Source organism: Occallatibacter sp. (genome assembly GCF_049802275.1).
Taxonomy (GTDB): domain Bacteria; phylum Acidobacteriota; class Terriglobia; order Terriglobales; family Acidobacteriaceae; genus Telmatobacter.
The window spans coordinates 1-5,732 of the sequence record NZ_JBARMD010000005.1 but is presented as its reverse complement, the minus strand read 5'-3'; the positions used below and the strand labels follow the sequence as shown (position 1 = coordinate 5,732).

The 5,732-nt window shown below is 58.5% G+C and carries 8 protein-coding genes; 3 read left to right on the top strand and 5 right to left on the bottom strand.

Annotated elements, in window-relative coordinates:
* A partial coding sequence (locus WA354_RS00240) for an ATP-dependent helicase (protein ID WP_472810995.1) occupies positions 1 to 1,040 on the bottom strand: 1,040 nt, incomplete at its 3' end.
* A gap of 134 nt (positions 1,041 to 1,174) precedes the next feature.
* Here WA354_RS00240 and WA354_RS00235 point away from each other — a divergent pair.
* Both WA354_RS00235 and WA354_RS00230 read left to right on the top strand, forming a co-directional pair.
* Positions 1,175 to 1,669 carry a hypothetical protein gene (locus WA354_RS00235; protein ID WP_472810994.1) on the top strand — a complete coding sequence of 165 codons (495 nt, stop codon included), beginning with the start codon at positions 1,175 to 1,177 and terminating at the stop codon, positions 1,667 to 1,669.
* 48 nt (positions 1,670 to 1,717) lie between these two features.
* Positions 1,718 to 2,281: an LOG family protein gene (locus WA354_RS00230; RefSeq protein ID WP_472810993.1), complete on the top strand. Its 564-nt coding sequence runs from the start codon at positions 1,718 to 1,720 to the stop codon at positions 2,279 to 2,281.
* Between the two features lie 50 nt (positions 2,282 to 2,331).
* Here WA354_RS00230 and WA354_RS00225 read toward each other — a convergent pair whose 3' ends face one another.
* Positions 2,332 to 2,481, bottom strand: a complete 150-nt coding sequence (locus tag WA354_RS00225) for a lmo0937 family membrane protein (protein ID WP_472810992.1) — start codon at positions 2,479 to 2,481, stop codon at positions 2,332 to 2,334.
* 68 nt (positions 2,482 to 2,549) lie between these two features.
* Entirely contained in the window at positions 2,550 to 3,335 is a 786-nt protein-coding gene (locus WA354_RS00220) for a lipid-binding SYLF domain-containing protein (protein ID WP_472810991.1), read from the bottom strand.
* A 109-nt stretch (positions 3,336 to 3,444) separates the two neighbouring features.
* On the opposite strand from WA354_RS00220, the gene WA354_RS00215 reads away from it, so the two are divergent.
* Positions 3,445 to 4,116: a Crp/Fnr family transcriptional regulator gene (locus WA354_RS00215; protein ID WP_472810996.1), complete on the top strand. Its 672-nt coding sequence runs from the start codon at positions 3,445 to 3,447 to the stop codon at positions 4,114 to 4,116.
* A gap of 52 nt (positions 4,117 to 4,168) precedes the next feature.
* Here the strand turns inward: WA354_RS00215 and rsmI are convergent, their stop codons facing one another.
* Together rsmI and WA354_RS00205 are read right to left on the bottom strand one after the other, a co-directional pair.
* Positions 4,169 to 5,056: a 16S rRNA (cytidine(1402)-2'-O)-methyltransferase gene (gene rsmI, locus WA354_RS00210; protein WP_472810990.1), complete on the bottom strand. Its 888-nt coding sequence runs from the start codon at positions 5,054 to 5,056 to the stop codon at positions 4,169 to 4,171.
* A gap of 138 nt (positions 5,057 to 5,194) precedes the next feature.
* A partial coding sequence (locus tag WA354_RS00205; RefSeq protein WP_472810989.1) for a CBS domain-containing protein occupies positions 5,195 to 5,732 on the bottom strand: 538 nt, incomplete at its 5' end.

Sequence of the window (5,732 nt, the reverse complement as noted above, 5' to 3'; positions counted from 1 at the left end):
CGCAGAAACTTCTGGATGCGATCGGCAATGAAGAGGGCTTCGTTTTCGCCGTCGGGTGCTTCGTAGTAGCCGATCAGCGAGCCGCCCTGGCGATCCGTCCACAATTTTTTGCCTTTGCGGCGAAGGTTATTGGCGACGACTGCGCCTGCAGCTTCCAAAATGACTTGCGTGGACCGGTAGTTCTGCTCGAGCCTCACGATGCGGGCGTTGGGAAAATCCTTTTCGAATTCGAGAATGTTGCGAATGTCGGCGCCGCGCCACGAGTAGATGCTCTGGTCCTCGTCGCCGACGGCGCACACGTTTTTGTGCTCGCCGGCCAGCAACTTCATCAGTTCGTACTGCGGGCGGTTCGTGTCCTGATACTCGTCGACGAGAATGTAACGATAGCGGCGCTGGTAGTATTCGCGCGTAGGCCCGGAAACTTTGAGCAGGCGGACCGCCTCCAGCAGCAGGTCGTCGAAGTCGAGCGCATTGTTCTTGCGCAGTTCGTCCTTGTAGCCCTTGTAGATATGGGCGATGCGCTCGCTGTCGGCATCCTTCGATCCGAGATAGTAGTCCTGCGGATCAACCATGTGATTCTTTGCCCACGAAATCCGGCTCAGGACGGTCCGCGGCGTCAGTTGCTTTGTGTCCAGGCCCATGCGGCGCATCACCTGCTTCACAATTGCCTGCTGGTCGTTCTCGTCATAAATGGCGAAGGAACGGGTAAGCCCCTCGTTGCCAACCTTCAGCGCTTCAATGTCGCGCCGCAGCATGCGCACGCAAAGCGAATGGAAGGTGGCGATCAGCGGCTTGGTCAGCGATCCATGCCCCAGCAGTCGCGCCACGCGCTCGCCCATCTCCGCCGAAGCCTTATTCGTAAAGGTAACGGCCAGAATCGAATCCGGTGCTACGCCCTTTTCCTGGATGAGCCACGCGATACGGCTCGTGATCACACGCGTTTTGCCCGATCCGGCGCCGGCAAGGATCAGCAGCGGGCCATCGGTAGTTTCAACGGCAGCACGCTGTTCAGGGTTCAGGTTTTCGATGAGCGACGGCACGGCGGGTCCAGGCGGGAAGGCTTCCTACTCCAGTTTACCTTTGCCGCCGATGCTGTGCAGGGCCACCGGATTTGATCGCGCAAGTTGGCCGTTATCTCCTTATTTGAGGCCAGTTGTCCTCTATACTGCGCTCTATGAGACGACCAACTGGACTCATTCGGGTGCTCGCGATCGCGGTATCGACCATAGTGTGCGCGGTCTGCCTGGGTCTGTTTGCCACACACTATTATCTCTACGGACAGAGCTCGAGCGCTGGGTTTCCGGAGGGGTACGATGCGGTGCAGGCCGCTCCCGCGAGCCACAAAGTTGTCTTCGAAAACGCATTCGTGCGTGTACTGCAGGTTACGCTGCCCCCTAAAGGCGGGACGGAACCGATGCATCATCACAGATGGCCGAGTTTGTTCCTGGGCTACGACACTGGTGGCACGACGCCGCACATCCGTTATCACACCGCGGATGGCAAGGTGAAGGATCAGCCCAGCGAGACCGATCCTGTGCATGCGGGCGTTTGGACGGGAGAGTGGATGCGACCTGAACCGATGCATGCCATCGAGGTAGTCGATCCGGGCAAGCCGGGACCGGGAGCGCCGCCGGGATGGCTGCGTGTTGAGATCAAGTGCGCGCAGTAGGGTGGTGCGAAACCGCGGGGTCATCGCAGGCGCTATGCTGGGTGAGCGATGAAAGTGAAACGGGTAGCCGTGTATTGCGGATCGGCGAGCGGTGCCGATCCGGCGTTTCTGAGCGAAGCAAAGGTGTTGGGAACCGCAATCGCACACGCGGGATTGGGGCTGGTCTACGGCGGCGCAAGCATAGGGCTGATGGGCGCGGTGGCGGATGCAGCGCTTGCAGGCGGGGCCGAGGTGGTCGGCGTACTGCCTGAGATTCTTTCAGGAAGCGAGATCGCCCACCGCGGCGTGACTCGGCTTGAGATGGTGCCGACGATGCACGAGCGCAAGGCGCGAATGGTCAAGCTGGCCGACGCGTTCCTGATGCTTCCCGGCGCCTATGGAACACTCGACGAGATGATGGAGATCGTCACGTGGAAGCAACTCCGCCTTCACGACAAGCCCTGCATTCTGATCAATACAGTCGGTTACTGGAACGCGCTGCTGGCGTTTCTGGATCGAGCCGTGGAAGCCGGATTCCTTAAAGCGGAAAACCGGCTGCTGCTCGAAGTCGTTGGGTCGGCGGAAGAGGCGATTGAGAAGGTGAATTTCTCGTCTAGAGTTCACAGCTCATAGTTCAAAGTGCGGATATTGGGGGAGGGTTTGGCTGCTCGGGGAAGCAGTCGTCAGAGGGCGGAACGTCGACCGCTAAGCAAGTTGAAGACGAGGATTACCAGGGCCACGACCAGCAGGAGATGGATCAGGCCGCCGGCGATGTGGAAACTGAAGCCGAGAAGCCACATGATCAGAACGACAACAAAGATTGTCCAAAGCATAAGTACCTTTCCTGGTGCGGCGAGCGCCCCTTTTTATGTTGAGACGCTCGCGTTTTAAGGGGATTTGATTACTTAGAAGCGACTGCCTGCGCCTTCGCGCTGCCGACCGCGTCAAGGAAGGAATGTGCCGATGCGGGCATGTTTACTTCACCCTTGAGGATGCGGGCATTCGAGACATTGTGGCCGTAGATTGCCCGGGTGGAGTCTTCATCGTGGCGGATCGACGCCCCTTTGAGAGTAACCCCCGCGAAAGCGCCCCTGGCTCGTGAGTAGGTGAGGATTTCGGCATTCAGCTTCCAGTCGGTGTCGGCAGAAGCATGACGGCCGACCGGTCCGGCTGCCACCGAAGCGTCTGCGCCAAGCTCAAATTTGCTGGAGAGCAGCTGGCGCATGCCGCGCTCGTTCTGGATGATCATGACCAGGTCCACGCCCTCAACGCCGATCTGCAAGCCCCAGCTTCCGCCAGTTGTCGTGAAGAAAATTGGCGCGCTCCAGCCGTCCGCGGTCCTGCAGGTAGCTACGCCGCGACCGTTTTCTGCACCGAACACGAAACCACCCTTCAGAAGATGGGGAACAACGGCAACACACTTGGCGTGCTCAAGAACTTCTTCAGGAATGCCCTTATCTGGCGCGTCCATAATCTCGTGGAGTACTCTACCGGCGTGATCGAGACGATCATTGGTTGCTTCACGATTGGTTCCCGCCCAGCCGATGCTGGTCATGCTGAGGAGTGCGACGAATGTAATGACTTTCTTCATGCGATACACCTTGTTTTCTACCTTTAGCGGGGCGTTTCTTTCTTTACGCGTATACAGAGCGCATCCGGTAATTCCGATACTATTTGGAGTCTTCATGGGGAGTCTGAGCACTAAAGCTCACTTCCCAAGAGATACTGGTATTAGCTGATTAGCCGGATTTGAGCGTTGCAGCTTTACTGTCCTGCCTGATGGAAGGGGGCCCTTGTTGGTTCAGTTGAACGAAATCCCGTTTGATGCCGGCGACTTCCTCGCCCAGGCGGGGCTGGGGCGAAGGATCGTCACGTTTGCGCCGAAGCAGCCGTTTTTCTCGCAGGGAGACCCGGCGGATTCAGTCTTCTACCTGCAAAAGGGCAGAGCCAAGGTAACCGTTGTTTCGGCGGCTGGAAAGGAAGCGACGATTCTGATGCTCTCGGCCGGAGAGTTTGTAGGGGAGGGCGCTTTGGCAGCGATACCGGGGCTGCGACTATCCACAGCAACTGCGATCACCGCCTGCAGCGCTATGCAGATCAAGCGTAAGGAGATGATTCGTGTTCTTCACGAGGAGCACGGATTCTCCGACTTGTTTGTGCGATTCCTGCTGGCGCGCAGCATTCGCATCCAGGCGGACCTAGTGGATCATCTCTTCAATTCCAGCGAGAAGCGGCTGGCGAGGATCCTGCTGCTGATGGCGGAGTTCGGAAAACCCGGGGAGCAGCAGACGTTGATCCCGCAGATATCGCAGGAGACTTTGGCAGACATGATCGGGACGACGCGTTCGCGGGTGAGTTTCTTTATGAACCGCTTTCGCAAAATGGGGTTCATCGACTACAAGAGCCGCATCCGGGTGCACAAGTCGCTGCTGAATGTGATTTTGTTGGACCCAATCGCAGATGCCTGAGCTTCGAGACGACAGGGTCTGATTGCTTTCCAAACAATGATTTCGATGCTGGCTATTTGCGGCGGGCGCGTTCGCGCTGGAGTTCGCGGTAGAGCTCGCTTTTGGATTGGCCCAGCTCGCGGGCAAGGCGTTTGAGTGCTTCTTTTTCGTCGAGGCCTGACTCGGACTGCAGGCGGGCAACTTTGGTGGAAATATTTTCCCAAGTTTCAGAAGCGAGACCTGGGATACCCATGATTTTCGCCGGGGCTTCGATGAGGAGGACAAATTCGCCGCGAATGCGGTCGCGGGCGGCGAGTTCGCGGCGCACTTCAGCGACAGTTCCACGAAGGAATTCTTCGTGGAGCTTGGTGAGTTCGCGAGCTGCGACTATGCGGAGTGCTGGACCGAACACGGACTCGAGATCGCCCAGAGTGTCGGCGATGCGATGGGGAGCCTCGTAGAAGATGACGGTCTCAGCGGATTCGCGGGGCACGGCCGCTAGTTCTTCGAGGCGGGTGCGGCGGGCGCCGGCTTTTTCCGGCAGGAATCCGAGGAAGTGAAATTGTTCAGTAGGTAAACCGGAAGCAATGAGGGCGCTGAGAGCCGCGTTGGCTCCAGGAATAGGAATAACCGCGATGCCTGCGGCAATGGCTGCTTCGACCAGCCAGGAACCGGGATCGCTGATGCCCGGCATTCCAGCATCGGAGACTACCGCGATGCGGGCGCCCGATTTGAGGGCATCGATGAGTTCAGCGCCGCGCTGGCGCTCGTTGTGCCGGTGATAGCTGGTTGTCGGTGTCGAGATGGCGAAGTGATTGAGAAGCTTTTGCGTCTGGCGCGTGTCTTCGCAGGCGATGCGGTCGGCTTGCTTGAGGACTTCAAGGGCGCGGAGTGTGATATCCCCAAGATTGCCGATGGGCGTGGCTACGAGGTAAAGGCCGGGGGCGAGTTCTTCTGACATTGCTTAGAACATGGTAGTTGAGATTAGTAGTCTCCACCCGTGTCATCCTGAGAGGAGCGCGTTCGGGGCCCAGCGCGATGAATCGCGAGTGGGGTAAGCGGATCGAAGGATCTGCTTTTGTCTCTTGGAAGAATTGAGCTATTCTGAGGCGTCTTCGGCTTCGATGCGGCGTTGCTCAGCCAGCAGAGACATGGAACTCATCAGGTTCTGCACGCTGACGATGCCGATGACTTTGCCGCTTTCGGTAACAGGGATCAGGGAAAGGCCCTGGCCGCCGGAGATGCGGCGGATGGTGGTGCCCAGAGTATCCTCGGGCCGCGCCACCTGGAAGGCGCGAGACATGATCGACTGGATGTAGCCGTTGCCGTCGTTACGGAGGGCGTCGACGATACGCTGGCGCGACACGATGCCGACCAGTTGCGGACCGCGAACGACCGGGAAGTCCTCCTGCAGAGAGTGAACACAGCGGAAAAGCGCATCGGCCAGCGTGTCGGATGGGGAGAGAGTCGCAAAGTCAGTGAGCATGACTTCGCGCATGTGCACCGTATCGACAACGGATTGGAAGAAGACACCCTGGTCTTCGACCTGCGCGCCAATCATGATGAAGAAGCCGGCAATGATGAGCCAGTAGGCATGCAGGGCCATGCCGCAGATCATGACGGCGAGAGCTATCAAC